Origin of the sequence: Hymenobacter persicinus, from assembly GCF_004167665.1 — a bacterium.
GTDB classification, from domain to species: domain Bacteria; phylum Bacteroidota; class Bacteroidia; order Cytophagales; family Hymenobacteraceae; genus Hymenobacter; species Hymenobacter persicinus.
In genome coordinates, this window is the sequence record NZ_SEWE01000022.1 from 23,064 (window position 1) to 40,630 (window position 17,567).

The window sequence follows — 17,567 nt, forward strand, 5'->3', positions numbered from 1 at the left end:
GGTGAAATGGTGAGGTGGTGAAATGGTGAGTTTTTGTTCTGACTGCGCCAGCGGCGCAGGTTGTGCAGGGCCGCTCCAGCAGAACGTCAACTCCCCAGTTCACCATTCCACTACTTCACCTTAAACCCCACGCGCTTGGGCTTTAGGCCTTCGAAGTACTGCACGGCCAGGCGGTAGGAGTCGAGCTTGAAGCCGCTGATGCTGCCCACGCAGTTTTTGCCCAGCAGGCTGCGCTGGCGAAATTCCTCCCGGGCGTGCAGGTTGGAGAGGTGCACTTCCACCACCGGCGTGTGGATGGCGGCCACCGCGTCGGCCAGGGCCACGCTGGTGTGGGTGTAGCCGCCGGCGTTGAGCACCACGCCCGCGTAGGTGAAGCCCACCTCGTGGAGCTTGTCGATCAGCTCGCCTTCGTGGTTGCTCTGGAAGTAGTCGAGGGTGAGGTCGGGGAAGGCCGCGCGCAGCTCGGGCAGGTAGTCGTCGAAGCTGCGGGTGCCGTAGATGCCGGGCTCGCGCTGGCCGAGCAGGTTCAGGTTGGGGCCGTTCAGAATCAGGATTTGCATGGCGGGGTGTGGCTAGGAGGGGCGTTGGGGCAAAGGTAGTCGCATCTGGAACGTAGCAAGGATGCAGCTACCTTTGCCCTACGCTCTAACATCTAAGCCCCGAAAATGTCCACCTGGAACACCAGCATCAAGCAGTTTGAGGGTTACCTGCAGCTCGAAAAGTCGTTGTCGGCCAACTCGGTAGAAGCGTATTCGCGCGACATCAGCAAGCTGCGCCAGTACCTCGACATCTCGAAGCTGCCGGCCAGCCCGGCCCAGGTCACGACGCGCATCCTGCGGGATTTTCTGGCCTGGCTGGGCGAGTTGGGCCTGAGTGCCACCTCCCAGGCCCGCACGCTCTCGGGCATCAAGGCCTTCTACAGCTTCCTGATCATGGAAGACCTGCTCACCCTGGACCCCACCGACTCGCTCGAAGCGCCCAAAACCGGCCGCAAGCTGCCCGACACGCTCAGCTACGAGGAAATCACCCAGTTGCTCGAGGCCGTCGACATGAGCACCAACGAGGGCACCCGCAACCGGGCCATGCTCGAAACCCTGTATTCGTCGGGCCTGCGGGTGTCGGAGCTGATTACGCTGAAGCTCTCCAACCTCTACGCCGACCAGGGCTTCGTGCGCGTGACGGGCAAGGGCAACAAGGAGCGGCTGGTGCCCATCGGCCGCGACGCGCTCAAGTACATCAGCTTTTACCTGAGCGGAGTGCGCTGCCACCTCGACATTCAGCGGGGCTCGGAAGACACGATATTTCTGAACCGGCGCGGCACGGGCTTGTCCCGGGTGCTGGTCTTCACCATGATCAAAGCCCTGGCCGCCCAGGCCGGCATCCGCAAAACCATCAGCCCCCACACGTTCCGCCACTCCTTCGCCACCCACCTCATCGAGGGCGGGGCCGACCTGCGGGCCGTGCAGGAAATGCTGGGCCACGAAAGCATCACGACCACCGAAATCTACACCCACCTCGACCGGGACTACCTCAAGCAGGTTATCACCGAGTTTCACCCCCGCAGCTAGGCGCCGCTGGGCAAGGCGCTTTTAGGGGAGCGGAATACTTTTTTAGTAGGAGGGAAGTGCCTTTTAGAGCTTCCGCAGGACCTTTTTCTTCCTCCGCAGCCCCTTTTAGTGGGGCCAAGCTGCTTTTTACTGCTTCCGAACGACCTTTTACTAGCTCCCGCCTGCTTTTTACTCCTCGCGAAGGACCTTTTACTAGGGGCCGACCTACTTTTTTCTGCTTCGCCGGTACCTTTTAGTGGGTCTGACCACCTTTTTTCTAGGTCGGACCTGCTTTTTTTAGATGCTGCGGGCCCTTCGGCCGCGGTTCGCGGGGCGGTAATGGCCGCGGCAGCCGGCGTCGGTTGTCGAAACCAGATTCCGGTGCCCCGGGCCCGGCCGGAAACCGTACTTTTGCGGCCTTCCGACTCTGCTTATGCCGCTTGCTTCCCGTCTGCGCACGCCCCTGGCCGGGGCGGTGCTGGGCCTTTTGCTGTTTCTGCTGCCGTTTCTGCTGCTGCAGGAGCGCAGCTACGTGCTCATCGACGACAACCTCGACGCCGAGCTGAGCGTGCCCTTTCTGCTCACCCGCCACCACGTCGCGCTGGACTACCGGCCCACGGCGGTGGTCGAGCCCATCATGAACGGCCTGCCCCGCAACGCCCTGCGGCCCGGACTCAGTGCCACCGTGCTGCTCTTCGGCCTGCTCGACCCGCTGCCGGCCTACCTCATGCATGAGGCGCTGGTGCGCCTGCTGGCCCTGTTGGGGCTGTACCTGCTGCTGCGCCGCCACTTTCTGCGGGAGCCCGACCAGCGCCGCCTGGCGGCGGGCCTAGCCCTGGCTTGGGCCGTGCTGCCGGCCTACACCATCTACGGGCTCACCGTGCTGGGGCAGCCCTGGCTGCTGCTGGCGTTTCTGAACCTGCGCCGCGGCCCCGGCCGCTGGACCGACTGGCTGCTGGTGGCGTTGTTTCCGCTCTGGTCGATGTTCGTCTTTATCGGGCCCGTCGCCGGGGCGGCCGGCGCGGCCCTGCTGCTGCTCGACTGGGCGCAGGGGCGGGGAGTAGCCTGGCGGGCTGCCGGGGCCCTGGCGCTGCTCACGGCTATGTACCTGGTGGTCGAGTACCCGCTGGTTTACTCGTTGCTGGTGGCCAAGCAGTTTGTGCCCCACCGCCTGGAGTTTGACCTCGGCAAGCTCGGCAAGCCGGGTCTGGGCGCGGGGCTGGTTAGCGCGGGGCGCTACTTTTTTACGGGGCAGTACCACGCCAGCCTGGTTTCGCGCGCGGTGATGCTGCTGGCCGTGGCCGCCGCCTGGAAGCCGCTGGGCCGGGCTGGGAACCAGCGGCGACTGTTGCTGGGGCTGCTGGCCGTGCTGGCGGCGGTGGCGCTGTTCTGCGGCTTTTACCCCCAGTTTATTGAGCTGGTCCAGCAGGCGCTGCCCCCGCTGCGCACCTTCAACCTGAGCCGCTTCCACTTCCTGACCCCGCTGCTCTGGTTTGTGGTTCTGGCGTTGAGTCTGCGCGCGCTGCCGGCCGGGGGGCTGCGGACGGGCCTCGTGGCCCTGCAGCTGGCGCTGGGGCTGGGCATGAATTCGGAGTGGACCAACAACCTGCGCGAGCTGGCCGGGCGGGCAGCCCCCACGGAGCCGAATTACCAGGCCTACGTGGCACCCGCGCTGTTTGGGCAGGTGCAGGCCGGCATCCGGGAGCAGACTGGGCTGGGGCCGGCGGCCTACCGGGTAGCCTGCCTGGGCTTTCCGCCCGCCGTGGCCCAGCTCAACGGCTTCTACACCCTCGACAGCTACCAGAACAATTACCCCGTCACCTACAAGCACCAGTTCCGCCCCCTCATTGCCGGGGAGCTGGCCAAGGACGACTTCCTGCGCACCTACTTCGATGCCTGGGGCAACCGCTGCTACCTGTTTTCGGCCGAGCTGGGCAAGGATTTTCGCGTGGCGGCGTTTCAGCGGCGGGTGGTGCAGGATTTCGCCTTCGACGCGGTGGCCTTCCGGAAGTTAGGCGGCCGCTTCGTGCTGTCGGCGGCGCGACTGGCGGCGCCGGCCCGCAGCGGGTTGGTAGCCCGCGGCGAATTTTCGGCTAGGACGGCGTACTGGCACCTGTATCTTTACGAAGCGCAGTCCGCAATCCAGCGGGGGGCGCCGGCCGGGGCGAGGCCGTAAAAACCGCTGAAAATCCCTAGATTTGGCCTTTTAGTGCGGGGCAATGGCAAAAAATACCTACAGACAAACTTCTTCTCCTGAGCCGGCCCGGACCAATGAGCCGCGGCCGGTACGCAACCAGCCCCGCCAGAATGCGGAGCCCGCGCGCGAGCCGCGTCGCAACGACGCCAAGGCCGCGCCCAAACCGGCCCCCAAGGCCCCGCGCCAGCCCCTGAAGCTGCCTTCTGTGAAGCTGGGCAACGTGTTCGGCTTCCTGCGCGACCGGCGCTTCCAGCTGTTTCTGGGCTTCTTCTTCCTGCTCACGTCCATCTACCTCACCATTGCCTTCGTCTCGTTCCTCTTTACCGGGCACGCCGACCAGAGCGTGGTCGAGAGCCTGAACGCGACGCCAGTCAAGGAAGCCGGGCAGGAGTCGGGCAACTGGCTGGGCCTGCTGGGCGCCATGCTGGCCGAGCTGCTGATTCACAAGGGCTTTGGGGTGGCCGCGTTTGCCGTCATTCCCATCGTGTTCTTTCTGGGCTACAAAATCGTGTTCCGGCGCGCCGAGCTGTCCTTGAGCTACGTGCTGGCGCTGTGCCTGTTTACCATGGGCTGGCTGAGCCTGCTGCTGGGCTACGTGGTGCTCACCCTGGAAGCGCCCGATGCCGACCCCGCCCTGGCCCACAGCCTCGACTTCCTGAGTGGGGGAGTGGGCTACGAAGCGGCCCTCTGGCTTGATAGCCTCATCGGTTGGGGCACGGTGCTGCTGCTGGCCTTTCTGTTGATTTCGTTCGTGGTCTATTTCTTCAACGTGACCACCCTGAATCTGGGCCGCAGCAAAGCGGACGACGACGAGCCTGCCTTCGGCACGGCGGCGCAAGCCCAGACGGCCGCGGCTTCTATCAACGGCTTCAACGCAGTGGTTACCGCCGACGATGAGGAGGAAGAAGAGGAAGACCCGGCCCCGCAGATGACCCTGCGCCGCGTCGGCCCGGTCGCTACGCCCGCTCCGGCGCCCGTACAAGCGGTGCCCGCGCCCGAACTCGACGAGCCCGAGGAAGAAGAGCTGGACGACGCGCCGGCCATTGCCTCCGGGCCCATCAACTCCCCCTCGCCGGCCCTGAGCGCCGCGGCTGCCGTGCCCTTGACCGTCGCCTCGTCGTCGGTAGCGGCCACGCTGGCCAGTGCCTCCGCGGCCATTGCGGCGGCCGGCGCCAGCGCCGCGGCCGCCCCGGCCGCCAGCGGCCCGAGCTTCTCCTTCGAAACGCCCACCGACCCCGAGCCGGTTGCGGCCCTGCCGACGCGCGTGCCCACGCCGCTGTCGATGGCCGACCTGGCCGACGACGATGCCCCGCTGCCCGTTTCCGCGCCCCGCGAAACGGCCGGCCCGGCCCTGCAGATCGACAGCCAGCCCGGCGAGCTGGACCCCGCCGCCGGCGCCGACATGGCTGCCATTGCCGACGATGACCAGGACATGGAAACCATGCCCGCCGTCAACTACGACCCCACGCTGGACCTCTCCCGCTACCAGTACCCCACCCTGGAGCTGCTCAACGACTACGGCGTGGCCAAGGCCCAGGTCAGCAAGGAAGAGCTGGAGGCCAACAAGGACCGCATCGTGGAAACGCTGGGGCACTACGGCATCAACATCGCCAGCATCAAAGCCACCATCGGCCCCACGGTCACGCTCTACGAAATCGTGCCCGATGCCGGGGTGCGCATCTCCAAGATCAAGAGCCTGGAAGACGACATTGCCCTGAGCCTCGCGGCCCTCGGCATCCGCATCATCGCGCCCAGTCCGGGCAAGGGCACCATCGGTATCGAGGTGCCCAACACCAAGAAGGAAATGGTGAGCATCCGCTCGGTTTTCGCCACGGATAAGTTTGCCAGCACCGAAATGGACCTGCCTATTGCCTTCGGCCGCACCATCACCAACGAGGTGTTCGTGGTTGACCTGGCTAAGATGCCCCACCTGCTCATGGCCGGCGCCACGGGCCAGGGGAAGTCGGTGGGTCTGAACGTGATTCTGGCTTCGCTGCTCTACAAGCGCCACCCGGCCCAGCTCAAGTTTGTGCTCGTCGACCCGAAAAAGGTGGAACTGAGCATCTTCAACAAGATTGAGCGCCACTTCCTAGCCAAGCTACCCGACACCGACGAGGCCATCATCACCGACACCAAGAAGGTGGTCAACACGCTCAACTCGCTGTGCATGGAAATGGACCGGCGCTACGACCTGCTCAAGGACGCCGGCTGCCGCAATCTGAAGGAGTACAACCGCAAGTTCATCGAGCGCCGCCTCAACCCCAAGAAGGGCCACCGCTACATGCCCTTCATCGTGCTGGTGATTGACGAACTGGCCGACCTGATGATGACGGCCGGCAAGGAGGTCGAGACGCCCATTGCCCGCCTGGCCCAGCTGGCCCGCGCCATCGGCATTCACCTGATTGTGGCCACCCAGCGCCCGTCGGTAAACGTGATTACCGGCATCATCAAGGCCAACTTCCCCTGCCGGATTTCCTTCAAGGTTACGAGCAAAATCGACTCCCGCACCATCCTCGACGCCGGCGGCGCCGACCAGCTGGTCGGGCAGGGCGACATGCTGATTTCCCAGGGCTCCGACATCATCCGGGTGCAGTGCGCCTTTATCGACACGCCCGAGGTCGACCGCCTCTGCGACTACATCGGCGAGCAGCAGGGCTACCCCGACGCCTACCTGCTGCCCGAAGTAGTGGGCGAAAGTGGCTCCGGCAGCGGCGATGCCGAGGACTTCGACCCGTCCTCGCGCGACTCCATGTTCGAGGAGGCCGCCCGCGTCATCGTCACCCACCAGCAGGGCAGCACCTCGCTGCTGCAGCGCCGCCTCAAGCTGGGCTACAACCGCGCCGGCCGCCTCATCGATCAGCTCGAGCACTTTGGCATCGTGGGGCCCTTCGAAGGCAGCAAGGCCCGCGAGGTCCTGATTCCGGACGAGTACAGTTTGGAACAGTTGTTGAATAACCTGCCAAAATAGCCGGTAGCAACGGCGAAAAACACCGGGGAAAGCGACCTTTTCGGCCTTTTTTCGGTTAAGGACCAAACAAAGGCCCGATTCGTACGTCTCTGTAGCTACTCTTCCGTATCACCTCTCTTTGCAATGAAAAAAATCCTCTCTCTGCTCGCGTTGTCCGTGTCGCTGCTGTCGACTGCCTCCGCGCAGCAGGACCCCAAAGCCGGCAAGATTCTCGACCAGATGAGCGCCAAGTATCAGGCGCTGAAAGCGTTCAAGGCCAACTTCACCCAGACCCTGGAAAACGACGCCGCCAAGCTCAAGGAAAACATCACCGGCGACATCACCGTGAGCGGGCAGAAGTTTCGCGTCAAGCTCGCCGGCCAGGAAATCATCAACAACGGCCAGACCATGTGGACCTACATGAAGGCCGAAAACGAGGTCAACATCTCGGACTATGACCCGGCCGACCAGGAAGTGTCGCCCACGCAGATCTTCACGCTCTATAAGAAGGGCTACAAGTACGCTTACGTGCAGGAAACCAAGGAAGCCGGCGAGGCCTGCGACGTGATTGAGCTCTCGCCCGAGAACAAGGACAACCCCGTGTATAAGGTGCGCGTGACGGTGAGCAAGGTGGATAAGTCGGTGAAAAGCTGGAAGATGTTCAAGAAGAACGGCAACCGCTACACCTACACCATCCGCAAGTTCCAGCCCAACCCGCCAATTGACGCCACTACCTTCAACTTCGACAAGACGAAGTACAAGGGCGTCAAGGTTATCGACCTGCGCTAGGTCTTTCGTCCGAAGCCGCCCATCAGCCGGCCCGCTTCCGCTTCGTGCGGGGGCGGGCCGGTTTGGTTTTAAGCGGATTATCTATCTTACCCCCTCTATCCCTTATCCCTATCGAATATTCTATGAAAGAAGATTTTCTCCATTATGTCTGGCAGCACCAGTACTTCGACAAGACCAACCTGCAAACCGAAGCGGGAGAATCCGTAACAGTGCTGAAGCCCGGCTACCGCAACGCTGACGCCGGCCCCGACTTTCTCAACGCCCGCCTGCAGCTCGGGGAGGTGGAGTGGAATGGGGCCGTCGAAATTCACCTGCGCGCCTCCGACTGGCACCGCCACCAGCACCAGACCGACCCCAAGTACGACCAGGTGGTGTTGCACGTGGTGTACGCCGCCGACCAGGAGGTGCAGCGCACCAACGGCTCGGTTATTCCGGTGCTGGCATTGGCGTGGCGCCTCTCGCCGGAAATGCTGAATACATACCACCGCCTGCTAGAGCAGCCGGAGCCCGCGGCCTTGCCCTGCGCTCCGCTGCTGCCCGTGGTGCCCGATATTACCCGCACCATGATGGCGGAACGGGCCTTGCTGGAGCGCGTGGAGCAGAAAGCCGTCGTGGTGGCAGCCCTGCACGAAACCCTGGCCCACGACTGGGAAGCCACGGCCTACCACGCGCTGGCGGCGGGCTTTGGCTTTCAGAAAAACAGTGAGCCCCTGGCCCGGCTGGCCAAAGCGTTGCCGTTGAGCGTGCTGCGCCGCCACCGCCACGACCTGCTCCAAACCGAGGCCCTGCTGTTCGGCCAAGCGGGCTTTCTGGCCGAGCAGCCCGCCACGGCGGCGGATGAGTACATCGGCAGTCTGCGAAAAGAATACTCGTTTATGCGCCACAAGTACCAGCTGCCGACGGCCCTACCCGGACACGAGTGGAACTTCCTGCGGCTGCGGCCGGCCAACTTTCCACCCGTGCGGCTGGGCCAGCTGGCGGCGGTGCTGCACGCGCGCCCCACGCTGTTTGCGCCCCTGCTCAGCGCGGGCAGCGTAGCGGTGTTGGAGCAGTTTTTCCAGGCCCCCGTATCCGACTACTGGCGGCAGCACTTCCGGCCGGGCAAGCCGGGCAAGGTACCGGCCCTGGGCCGCAGCAGCGTGCATTTGCTGGTTACCAATGTGGTAGTGCCCCTGCGGGTGGCCTACGCCCGGCAGACGGGGCAGGCCGAACTGGTGGAGTCGGCGGTGGGCCTGCTCGAGCAGTTGCCCGCCGAACATAACCACCTGACCGAGCCCTACGAGCGGCTGGGCTTCCGGCACCGCACCGCCGCCGACTCCCAGGGGCTGCTGGCCCTGAGCCACGGCTACTGCCAGCCGCGCCGCTGCCTGCACTGTGCCATCGGAAGCCGTATTTTGCAGCAAAATCCCGTTCGATCATGAAATTACTCGTCGCCCTGGCGCTGAATCTGGGTTTGCTGCTGGCGCTGGGCGCGTGGCTGCGTCGGCAGCGGCGCACGGCTGAGCTAGGGCGGTGGCTGCTGCCCTTGCTGGGCGTGCGGCTGCTGGTAAGCCTGCGCGACTGTTTTCTGCTCAGCGGCGACGCCGTCTATTTTCAGAAGTGGGCCCGGGTACTGACCCGGCAGCTCTGGGCGGCGCCCGGCAGCTGGCTGCGCACCCTGCTCAGCGACGAGCTGCACTTCGGCGGCCAAAGCCTAGTCTACCACGGTTACTCCAACACGTTCTTTCTCATCAAACTGCTCTCGGCCCTGAACCTGGCATCCCTGGGGGCCGCGTGCCTAAATAGCCTGTACCTGTCGCTTTTCTGCTTCGTGGGCTGCTGGCATCTGGTGCGTAGCGTCAACGCGGTGTTTCCCGCCGTTCCGCGGGGGGCGGCGCTCCTGGCCCTGCTGGCCTGGCCCTCCGCCGTGTACTGGACCAGCGGCCTGACCAAGGAAAGCCTGCTGCTGGGCAGCGCGGCCGGCTTGCTGGCCCTGGTGCTGCCTTGGCTGTACGCCCCGGGCCGGCCGCGGCCGCTGGCTGTCCTGGGGGCGCTGCTGCTGGCCGGGCTTCAGTTCAAGATGCGGTTTTTCTTCGCGGCCCTGCTGTTTGCGGCCCTGGGCGGGCTGGCCCTGATCCGGGTGGTACAGCAGCTGGGCGGGGCCCAGTCGCGCGGGGTGCAGGCGCTGCTGTTTGCGCTGGTGGTGGCCGGCGGGGCGTGGGTGGGCAGCGAAATAAGTCCGGTGTTTCGCTTCAACAAGTTTTCCAGCCAGCTGCTGCACGCCTACTCCGATATGCTTGCCAACTCCCACCAGCAACCCCACATTGAGTACGCCGACCTAGGCCCGACGCTGCCCAGCATGCTGCACAACGCCCCGGCAGCGCTGCTGAACGTGCTGGTGCGCCCCTGGCCCTGGGAGGGCACCGGCCTGCTGTACGGGGCTGCCGGGCTGGAAAATATGCTGCTGCTGGTCGTGGTGGTGGTGGCCGTAGGAGCGGTGCTGCGGGGGCGGGGCGGGCAGTTGCCTTTCGCCCTGGTGCTGGCGCTGGGATTCTACTGCCTGGCCCTGGGCGTACTGATCGGGTTGAGCACGCCCAACCTGGGCACGCTGAACCGCTACCGCTCGGTACTGCTGCCCTTCGTGCTGCTGCTGAGCCTGCAAAATGAGTACGCCGCCCGCTTCCTGCGGCGCCTGGGGCTGTAGACAGGGGCTTTTGCGCGAGCGGAGCAAACCGGGCTTGGTGCCCCGGGCTGGGGCACGTATCTTTGTGGTTTCGCCAAAATCCGCCGCCCGCCGGCGCTGTGCTGTTCCTATGGAAAATCCGGTTATCATTCTGGGTGCCCAGAGCCTGGGTATCAATGCCCTCGATGCTTTCACCAGCAACGACGTAGTCGTGTACTGCCTGCTCGACGACGATGCCAAGCTTCAGAACACCGAGCTCAACGACGTGCCCGTGATGGGCAATACCGAAGACAAGCAGTTGCTCCAGCTGCTGGGCAAGAAGTGCGAGGTATTCGTGGCCACCGAGGACACGGCCAGCCGCCGCAGCCTCACCACCATGCTCCACGACGAGTACCAGGCCGTGCCCGTGAATGCCATTCACGCCCGCGCCAGCGTGTCGGAGCACGCCTGGCTGGGTCACGGCAACCTGATCGGCGCCGGGGCGGTGGTAGCCTCCAATAGCAAGCTGGGCAACGGCTGCCTGATCGGGCCCAACGCCGTGGTGGACGCCAAGGCCGAGCTGGCCGACTACGTGCAAGTGGGGGCCGGAGCCATCATCAACGCCGACGTTACGGTAGCCGAGCAGGCTTTCATTGGCCCCGGGGCCGTCATCGTGGCCGGCGTCAAGATTGGCGCCAAGGCCCGCGTCGGAGCCGGCTCGGTGGTCGTGGCCGACGTGCCCGCCAACCAGACTGTCTTTGGCAACCCGGCTCAGAAGGTTTAAAACAGAGAACTTGGAGTTGAGAGCCTAGAGCTGCGAAATGTCGTTCTGGATTCTCACTTCTAAGACCTCACTTCTACGATCTTAGTTCTAAGTGACATGGATTACCGCGTTCTGCTTTATTACTGCTACTCGCCCATCGAGGACCCGGAGGCGTTCCGCGAGGAGCACCACCGCCTGTGTTTGCGGCTGAATCTGCTGGGCCGCATTATCGTGGCCCACGAAGGGCTCAACGGCACCGTATCGGGCCTCGCGGCCGACTGCGAGGAGTACATGCGCATCGTCAAGGCCGACCCGCGCTTTGCGGCCCTGGAGTTCAAGGTGGACGAGGTAGACGCCCACACGTTTCAGAAGCTGCACGTGCGCGTGAAGCCCGAAATCGTGCACAGCAGCCTGCACCACACCAAGCCCCACGAGAAAACCGGCCAGCACCTTTCGCCCCAGGAGTTCAAAGACCTCAAGGACCGCGACGACGTGGTGATTGTGGATGTGCGCTCCGACTACGAATACAACGTGGGCCGCTTCAAGAACGCCGTGACCCTGGACATGGAGAACTTCCGCGACTTCCCCGAGCGGGTGGAGAAGCTGCGCGAGTTCAAGGACAAGAAAATCCTGACCTACTGCACCGGCGGCGTGAAGTGCGAAAAGGCCAGTGCCTACCTGCTCGAGCAGGGCTTCGAAAACGTGTACCAGCTCCACGGCGGCATCATCAAATACGGCATCGAAACCGGCGGCGAGGACTTCGAGGGCAAGTGCTACGTGTTTGACTCCCGCGTGACCGTGGACGTGAACCGCGTCAACCCGACCGTTATTTCCCAGTGCCACCACTGCCAGACGCCTTCCGACCGGATGGTGAACTGCGCCAATCCGCACTGCAATGCCCACGTGCCGCTCTGCGAAACCTGCAGCCAGCAGCTCGACGGCGCCTGCTCCACCACTTGCCAGCAGCACCCCGACAAGCGCCCCTACGACGGTACGGGCACCTATCCCAAGCTCAGCAACAACTACAATCCCGAGCAGGGCCTGCTTTCCTACCGCGCCCCGGTTCGCTAATTTTCTTCTGCCTGCACGCTGTCATCCTCGCGCGGCCCCGGCCAGCGGAGGATGACAGTTTTTTTTTGCCGGACCATCCCGGCGCTTTTCCGTACCATTGCACCTTCCTTTTCTAAACGCCCTCCCCATGCCCATTCCTGACTCCGAGCTGATTCTCAACAAAGACGGCAGCATCTACCACCTCAACCTGCTGCCCGACCACCTCTCCGACACCATCATCACCGTCGGCGACCCGGAGCGGGTGCCGCTGATCAGTCAGCACTTCGATTCCATCGAGACGCGCATCAGCAAGCGGGACTTCGTGACCCACGTGGGCTACTACCAGGGCAAGCGCCTGACGGTAATTTCCACCGGCATGGGCACCGACAACATCGACATTCTCATGAATGAGCTCGATGCCCTGGTCAACATCGACTTCGTGACCCGGGAGCCCCGCCCCCAGGAGGAGCGGATTCAGCTGCGCATCGTGCGCGTGGGCACCAGCGGCGCCCTGCAGGCCGATATTCCCGTGGGCTCCCACCTCGTCTCGGAGCACGGCATCGGCCTCGATTCGCTGATGCAGTTCTACCCCCTCGTTGAAACCGGGCTGGAAGTAGAAGTGGCCGCCGGCATCCAGCAGGCCCTCGACCTGCCGTACCGCCCTTACGCCGTGCGCGGGGCCGACTTACTGCGCGAGCAGCTCGGCGCGGGCATGATCGTGGGCAACACGCTCACCTGCCCGGGCTTCTACGGTCCCCAGGGCCGGGTGCTGCGCCTGGATCTGCGCCTGCCCGACCTGATCAGCCGCTTCCAAGGCTTCCGCCACCAGAGCGCCGAGGGCGAGTTCCGCCTGACCAACTTCGAGATGGAAACCGCTGGCTACTACGCCCTGGGCCGGATGCTGGGCCACGAGGTGGTGTCGCTGAACGCCATTGTGGCCAACCGCGCCACCGGCGAGTTTGCCACCAACGCCGAAGCCGCCGTCAACGATTTGATTGCCAAGACCCTCGACCGGATCTAGCCTTCGGCAACCGCGCATTGTTCATTAAAAAGCCCCGGCGTTGCTGAACGTCGGGGCTTTTTAATTGGCGAAGCGCAGGCAAGGAGCTTAGTAAAACTCGAAGCGCAGCACGGCCCGCAGCGGCAGCGAGCCGCCGGATTTGAGGGTCAGGTGCTCCTGGTCGGCGGCCCAGACGGTGGTGTACACGCGCTTGGTGGCGCCGTCGGCAGTCTGAAAATAGATGTCGACTTTGCCGTGGTAGGCGTTGCCGAGCGTGGCGGCGCGCTCCGCGTCGTGGTGGCGCTGCTGGCGCGTGACGGGATTGTTGAGCACGTCGGCGGCGGGGTAGTGCAAGTCGGGGAGCACTTCCTTCTCGACGGTTTCGGGAACTGGCAGGTCAGAATTCATGGGGCAATAGGCGGTTGTAGGGAGCGGGGGCGTGAGGGCCGGAAAAACGAGAAGATTATATCCCGGCGGTGAAGAAAGTATGAGCGGCGCGGGAGCCGCGCCGGAAATTTGGGGTGGAAGCTACGCTATTTCCGCCAGAAAGGCCATGGTATCAATGCCATCGGCGTAGTCGCTCACGGTTGGGCTCTGGGCCTGCCCGAAGGCGAAGCTGCCCGGATACTGGTGGGCGTCCGAGACGATGCACTGAATCTGCTCGGCCACGTCGGTAAGCTGGTCCACGAGGTCGACTTCGCTCTGGTAAGTACCGTAGTGCAGCACCGAAATCGGCGAAACCAGGGCCGCGCCGGGCGTGAGCAGCAGAAAGCCGTTGTCGAAATGGGGCACGGAGTTGACGAGCAGAATACTCTTGTTGTAGTCGTAGTTGTTCTGGTAGCGGTTGTGGTGGAGCACCGTGTGCCAGGGCTCCAGCGCGTCGAGCAGGGCGTCGAACCGGTAGCCTTCGGGCACGTAGAGCTTGCTCACGTTGCGGCAGCCCAGCCCGTAGTACTGAAAGATGTCGCGGCCCAGCGCCGCCAGTGCCGCCGCCGACTCCTGCCCGTTGAGAATGGCTAGGCTGGTACGGTTGCGGCGAATGAGGTGGGGCTTTTTGCTGAAGTAGTACTCAAAGTAGCGGGCCGTATTGTTCGAGCCGGTCGCAATGAAGGCGTCGGCCTCGTTGAGCCGCTCCACGAAGGCAATGCGCTCGGCGAAGCGCGGCTCCAGCTTGATGAGCTCGTCGGCCACCCAGCGCATCAGCAGCCGGTCTTCCGAGCTGGGCTTGGCCAGCAACTGGTGCCCGCTCACGAGCACGCAGAGCAAGTCGTGGAAACCCACCAGCGGGATGTTGCCGGCCATGACCACGCCCACGCGCCGGCTTTCGGCGGGCTCGGCGGGGTAGCGGCTGGCCCACTGCCGCAGGGTATGCTCTTCCAGGAGCGCGGCCACGCCCAGCAGGGCGGCCTGCACGTTGGGCTCGTCAAACCAGTTGTTCTGGTTGCGGGCCCGGGCGGCCAGCTCGGTGATTTCGGCGGCGGACAGGTTTTGCAGGCGGTGGCCCAGGGCAATAAATGCCGCCAGGCGGTCGGAATGATTCATAGGGAACAAGGACAAGCTAGGGGAGAAGCGGCCGGACGGCGTAAAAGAACCGTGCTGCAAAAGTGGCAGGAAACCGGCAAATGAGCGGAACAGCTAAAAAACTCGCAAGAGTAGCGGTTAGTTTCTACTTTTGCCGGGCTGTAGGAGGTCCCCGCGCCCGTTTTTTTCGTAAGGACTCCCGTATTAGGACAGCATCACCCAAAAAAAGAGGACTGCGGCTATGGCCATCATGATAACTGACGAGTGCATCAACTGCGGTGCCTGCGAACCGGAATGCCCCAACAATGCCATCTACGAAGGCGGCGCCCAGTGGCGCTGGGCCGACGGCACGGCCCTGAAGCAAGTGCAGGTCGACGGCGGCGAAACGGTGGCGGGCACGGCCCCGCAGACGCCGGTGTCGGACGAGTACTACTACATCGTGTCGGATAAGTGCACCGAGTGCGTGGGCTTCCACGAGGAGCCCCAGTGCGCCGCCGTGTGCCCCGTCGACTGCTGCGTGGACGACCCCGACTACCGCGAAACCCAGGAAGCCCTGCTCAAAAAGAAGGAGTGGCTGCACGCCGAGGCGTAAGGTGAACTGGTGAGTTGTCGTTCGGGCAAACTCAACTGGTTCTTTACTTCAGGTAATGCAAAAAGCCCTTTCCCGTGTCAACAGGAAAGGGCTTTCTAGTAAAAGAGCAGTGGGTAACTGCCACAAGGACGGATTGCTGCCGCTTGTGGCGCGGAATGTCGTGCCTCCTCGCCATGACAGGCCCGCCAGAACGACAACTCACCACCTCGCCGCTACGTGCCGCAGTTGAAGTACTTGTCGTAGGCGGATTCGGGCAGCAGGTTGAGGCGGCTGAACACCTTAATGGGCCAGCGCAGCAGCCGGATCAGGCCGTAGTTATTGGGGTAGTCGCGGAAGGTGCGGGGCGGGGCGGCCACAATCCGGTCGAATTCCGCCCGGGTCAACCCCAGGCGCTTGATGCACAAATTGATAACCCGCTCATCCTCGATGGAGTTGATTTGGGCTACCCGAGCCAGGGCCACTTCCCGCGGCATCTGCCCCGAGCGCACCAGGGCCGAGTAGTTGAACAGCCGCCGGTCGATGTTGAACTTGGTACGGTTGAGGTAGTAGATAACGCTCTGGTAGAGGTCGTCGAAGTAATGGGCGCCGGGGTTCTGCCAGCTCAGCTCCCGCTCCAGCAGCGCATCCACCTCCGTGCGCACGTAGTCGACGTGGTAGAGCAGGGTCACGGTCTTGATCCGGCGCACGAAAGTGTAGTAGAACATTTCCTTCAGACCCAGGTTGAAGCCCGGGTCGTTGGGCGTCCAGGGGCGCAGGGGCACGGTGCCAAACTGCCGGTGCACGGCCTTCAGGTACTTGCCGTCGAGGAAGTTCCACGACAGCGGGGCAATGCCCTCGGTCCGAAACGACTGCCCGATGATGATGCGCTGCACGCCTTCCCGGGCCGCCACCCCGTAGAGGGCCGTGGCAATGCCCAAGTCGGTGCCTTCCTCCATGTCGGGCGTGGAAGCTTTCAGAAACGCCAGCTTCAGGTCCTTGGATTCGCGCCAGTCGGAGGTGATGGTGCGCAGCTCTACGCCCAGCTTGCGGCAGGCCGTCACCATGTTTTCCCCGGCCACGGGGTTGCCGAAGCCGTCGTTGAAGTGCACCGCCAAGGGCCGCAGCCCCAACTGCGTGACGCAGTACCAGAGCGTGTAGGAACTGTCGCGGCCCCCGCTCACGCCCAGAATACAGTCGTACTTGCGGCCCCGGCCGAGCCGCTTGATGTCGGCGGCTAGCTCTTGCACCTTCTGCCGGCCGGCGGCGCCGAGGGGAAAGGCCCGGTCGAGCTTGTCGTGCAAAGCGCAGAAGTTACACTCGCCCGCGGCGTCGAAGGTGATGCCGGGCACCGTGGTATCCATGATGCAACGGATGCAGCACTGCGGGCTCTGCGGTATAGGCACTGACACTAGGGTAGCGGACGGCGGAAGAATAGGAGAGGTAACGGAAGTCAAATCAGGAAGTTGGGAGTTCGTCGAACCGGTAGCCCTTGGTGCGCAGCATCTCGCCGATGGCGGTGCCCTGCTCAGGCCGGACGGGCCGGGGAATGTCGGCCACAATTAGCTCGCCGGCAAACTCGTTGAACGTGCCTTGAGCCCGCACGCCGGACGCATCGACGGCCAGGGAGCAGCCCACGCTTTTCTTGCCCTCGTAGGGCCCGCCTACCACATAGCCGACGGAAGTGGTGCTGATAACGGCCACGTTGTAGAGCCGGGCCAGAATGGAAAACGGCGTCACCCACTTTTCCCGGTAGGGGTCCGCCTCTTCGGTGATGGAAAAGTCGACGGTCCAGGAGGCGGGAGCCAGGATAAACTCGGCGCCCATGCGGGCCAGCGTGTGCCCGATGGCCAGGCCGTCGAGGTAGTTGTCGGCGCAGATATTGACGCCGATTTTGCCCAGCGGCGTATCCACCACGTTCAGGGTCTGCCCTACGGCGTAGAAGGGCTGCTCGACGGTCAGCAAGTTGATTTTGTGGTAGGTGACGATGATTTCGCCCTGGGGATTGATCAGGATGGCCGCGTTGTAGTTGCGGCCGTGCCGGCGCTCAGTCAGACCGGCGCAAACGTAAATGCTGTAGCGCAGAGCCTGCTGGCAGAGTTGGTCACTGAAGGCGCCGGGAATGGGCTGGGCCTCAGTCAGGGCGCTAGGATGGGTCCAGGCGAAGTCCAGGGTTTCGGGCAACAGCACGATGTCGCAGCCCTGCTGGGCGGCCTGCTCAATCATGCGCGCGGCCCGCTCCAGGTTGCGCTCCGGCTCGCCGCCTTCCACCAGCAGCTGCCCCATACCGATGCGGACGGTCGGGGCCGGGGCGGCCACGGGTCCGGCTCCGGCGGCCGGAACTGGCTTTTGCGGCTTCAGAAAAGAGAAAATTCCCGCCATACTTCCGGTAAATGGGTGGAAAAAACAGGAGAAGTTAGACAAAATCCCTTTACGGCGTGCCAGGCAATGTCGGTTCCAAAGGTAGCTTCAATCTGCAGGCCGCGGTATTAAAATCGGATTAATGCCGCGGGGAAAGGTTGCGCCACCGGTCCGGCAGCCCCG

At 63.8% G+C, this 17,567-nt stretch carries 15 protein-coding genes; 10 read left to right on the top strand and 5 right to left on the bottom strand.

What is annotated here, in order from left to right; genetic code table 11:
* Positions 1-110: 110 nt before the first annotated feature.
* Positions 111-560, bottom strand: coding sequence for a type II 3-dehydroquinate dehydratase (aroQ, locus tag EWM57_RS11750; RefSeq protein WP_129921344.1), 450 nt, complete (start codon positions 558-560; stop codon positions 111-113).
* Between the two features lie 105 nt (positions 561-665).
* Between aroQ and xerD the strand changes: the two genes are divergently transcribed.
* The 9 genes from xerD (at position 666) to EWM57_RS11795 (ending at position 12,955) form a co-directional block, all read left to right on the top strand.
* Positions 666-1,568: a site-specific tyrosine recombinase XerD gene (gene xerD / locus EWM57_RS11755; protein ID WP_129921345.1), complete on the top strand. Its 903-nt coding sequence runs from the start codon at positions 666-668 to the stop codon at positions 1,566-1,568.
* Between the two features lie 412 nt (positions 1,569-1,980).
* Positions 1,981-3,723, top strand: a complete 1,743-nt coding sequence (locus tag EWM57_RS11760; protein ID WP_129921346.1) for a DUF6044 family protein — start codon at positions 1,981-1,983, stop codon at positions 3,721-3,723.
* 43 nt (positions 3,724-3,766) lie between these two features.
* Positions 3,767-6,712 carry an FtsK/SpoIIIE family DNA translocase gene (locus EWM57_RS11765; protein WP_129921347.1) on the top strand — a complete coding sequence of 982 codons (2,946 nt, stop codon included), beginning with the start codon at positions 3,767-3,769 and terminating at the stop codon, positions 6,710-6,712.
* Positions 6,713-6,835: 123 nt separating this feature from the next.
* Positions 6,836-7,480 (top strand): LolA family protein, encoded by a 645-nt coding sequence (locus tag EWM57_RS11770; RefSeq protein ID WP_129921348.1) that lies wholly within the window; start codon positions 6,836-6,838, stop codon positions 7,478-7,480.
* 122 nt (positions 7,481-7,602) lie between these two features.
* A complete protein-coding gene (locus tag EWM57_RS11775) occupies positions 7,603-8,901 on the top strand; it encodes a DUF2851 family protein (RefSeq protein ID WP_129921349.1) in 1,299 nt (432 codons plus the stop codon).
* Entirely contained in the window at positions 8,898-10,163 is a 1,266-nt protein-coding gene (locus EWM57_RS11780; protein ID WP_129921350.1) for a hypothetical protein, read from the top strand. Before EWM57_RS11775 ends, EWM57_RS11780 begins: the two co-directional genes overlap by 4 nt.
* Before the next feature lie 109 nt (positions 10,164-10,272).
* Complete coding sequence (locus tag EWM57_RS11785) at positions 10,273-10,905, top strand: NeuD/PglB/VioB family sugar acetyltransferase (RefSeq protein WP_129921351.1); 633 nt, start codon at positions 10,273-10,275, stop codon at positions 10,903-10,905.
* Positions 10,906-11,001: 96 nt separating this feature from the next.
* Positions 11,002-11,955 (top strand): oxygen-dependent tRNA uridine(34) hydroxylase TrhO, encoded by a 954-nt coding sequence (trhO, locus tag EWM57_RS11790; protein ID WP_129921352.1) that lies wholly within the window; start codon positions 11,002-11,004, stop codon positions 11,953-11,955.
* A gap of 127 nt (positions 11,956-12,082) precedes the next feature.
* Positions 12,083-12,955, top strand: a complete 873-nt coding sequence (locus tag EWM57_RS11795; protein WP_129921353.1) for a nucleoside phosphorylase — start codon at positions 12,083-12,085, stop codon at positions 12,953-12,955.
* An 87-nt stretch (positions 12,956-13,042) separates the two neighbouring features.
* Here EWM57_RS11795 and EWM57_RS11800 read toward each other — a convergent pair whose 3' ends face one another.
* The gene (locus tag EWM57_RS11800; protein ID WP_129921354.1) at positions 13,043-13,342 is read right to left on the bottom strand and encodes a hypothetical protein; all 300 of its coding nucleotides are present in this window, start codon (positions 13,340-13,342) and stop codon (positions 13,043-13,045) included.
* A gap of 120 nt (positions 13,343-13,462) precedes the next feature.
* A complete protein-coding gene (locus EWM57_RS11805) occupies positions 13,463-14,476 on the bottom strand; it encodes an acyl-CoA reductase (protein ID WP_129921355.1) in 1,014 nt (337 codons plus the stop codon).
* Positions 14,477-14,696: 220 nt separating this feature from the next.
* On the opposite strand from EWM57_RS11805, the gene EWM57_RS11810 reads away from it, so the two are divergent.
* Positions 14,697-15,047 carry a 4Fe-4S dicluster domain-containing protein gene (locus EWM57_RS11810; protein WP_129921356.1) on the top strand — a complete coding sequence of 117 codons (351 nt, stop codon included), beginning with the start codon at positions 14,697-14,699 and terminating at the stop codon, positions 15,045-15,047.
* A gap of 212 nt (positions 15,048-15,259) precedes the next feature.
* Here EWM57_RS11810 and EWM57_RS11815 read toward each other — a convergent pair whose 3' ends face one another.
* Together EWM57_RS11815 and EWM57_RS11820 are read right to left on the bottom strand one after the other, a co-directional pair.
* Entirely contained in the window at positions 15,260-16,435 is a 1,176-nt protein-coding gene (locus tag EWM57_RS11815) for an N-acetyl sugar amidotransferase (protein WP_317128180.1), read from the bottom strand.
* 46 nt (positions 16,436-16,481) lie between these two features.
* Entirely contained in the window at positions 16,482-17,405 is a 924-nt protein-coding gene (locus tag EWM57_RS11820; RefSeq protein WP_129921358.1) for a carbon-nitrogen hydrolase family protein, read from the bottom strand.
* Positions 17,406-17,567: the final 162 nt, after the last annotated feature.